At 66.8% G+C, this 1,403-nt stretch carries 2 protein-coding genes; both read left to right on the forward strand.

Annotation, left to right across the window (positions count from 1 at the left end; all coding sequences use genetic code 11):
* Positions 1 to 989: HAMP domain-containing sensor histidine kinase (locus tag TSO5_RS11085; RefSeq protein ID WP_109151642.1), on the forward strand; the 989-nt coding region annotated here is incomplete at its 5' end.
* A 4-nt stretch (positions 990 to 993) separates the two neighbouring features.
* The coding region (locus tag TSO5_RS11090; RefSeq protein WP_199230859.1) for a VTT domain-containing protein at positions 994 to 1,403 on the forward strand (410 nt) is incomplete at its 3' end.

Consider the following 1,403-nt stretch of genomic DNA (forward strand, 5'->3'; position numbering starts at 1 on the left):
ATCTTGAATGGATAGAGGATGCCGACGAGGCGATCTTCCACGCATTTTCCGTCGCGGTGCTGGTAACGCTCGGGCTTGGGATCGCCGGCGGTGCTCTGTTGAGCGTGGCTTTCCTGCAGCGGGTGGATGCCATCTCGCGCACGGCGGAAGCGATCATCGCCGGTGACTTGGCCAGCCGCATCCCGGTGCGGGGAACCGGCGACGACCTCGACCGGCTGTCGAATACGCTTAACCACATGCTCGGCCGCATCGCCGATCTGATGGAGGGGTTGCGGCAGGTGTCCAACGACATCGCCCACGATTTGCGCACGCCATTGGCGCGGCTGCGCCAGCGTCTGGAACGGGTGCGGGCGACCGCCGCATCGGTCGACGACTACGCGGTCGCGGTGGACGCTGCCCTGGCGGAAACCGACACGCTGCTGGAGACTTTCGCCGCGCTGCTGCGCATCGCCCAGATCGAAGGCGGCGCCCGGCCGCCGGTTCGCGACCCGGTCGAGCTCCACGCGATCGTGGAAACGGTGGTCGAGGCCTTCACGCCCTCGGCCGAAGAGGACGGCAAGGTTCTGGTCAGTCCACGGCTCGACCCGGCGGTGGTCGCGGGCGACCGCGAATTGCTGACCCAAATGCTCGTCAATCTCGTTGAGAACGCCATTCGCCACACCCCGGCCGGAACACGCATCGAGGTAGATCTCACCGCCGGTTCCGGGGTGGTGCGGTTGACGATCGCCGATGATGGCCCCGGTGTGCCGGCCGAAGAGCGTGGGCGCATATTCCGCCGCTTCTACCGGCTGGAGCGTAGCCGCACCACTGATGGCAGCGGGCTTGGCCTCAGTCTGGTGAAGGCCATTGCGGACCGTCACGAGGCGACGGTTTCCGTATCGGACAACCGCCCGGGCCTGCGGGTATCGCTTGACTTCAATCTCCATGACGGCGCGTCGGCCCAGCCGGCCGGGGGCGGTCACCCGGTCACGGCACAGCATTCGAGGTGACACGATGTTTGTCCCGCTCCACGGCCTGATTCCCCAACTTCTGACCAGCTACGGCTATTGGCTGATCGCCGGTGTGGTTGCGCTGGAAAGCATGGGGCTGCCCTTGCCGGGAGAGACGACTCTGATCGCCGGATCGATCCTGGCGGCGGCATCTCCGGATTTCCGGATCGAGTTCGTGATCGGCGCGGCGGCTGCGGGTGCTGTGGTGGGTGACAATGTCGGCTTCCTGATCGGTCGGCGCTACGGCTACCGGCTGCTGGTGCGCTATGGGGCGCTCTTGCGGTTGACCGAACCCCGGCTGCGGCTCGGCCAGTACCTGTTCCAACGGCACGGTGGCAAGGTCGTGCTGCTCGGGCGGTTCGTGGCGCTGCTGCGGGTGCTGACCGCGCTGCTCGCCGGCGCCAACCGTATGTG

This window comes from Azospirillum sp. TSO5 (assembly GCF_003116065.1).
GTDB lineage: Bacteria > Pseudomonadota > Alphaproteobacteria > Azospirillales > Azospirillaceae > Azospirillum.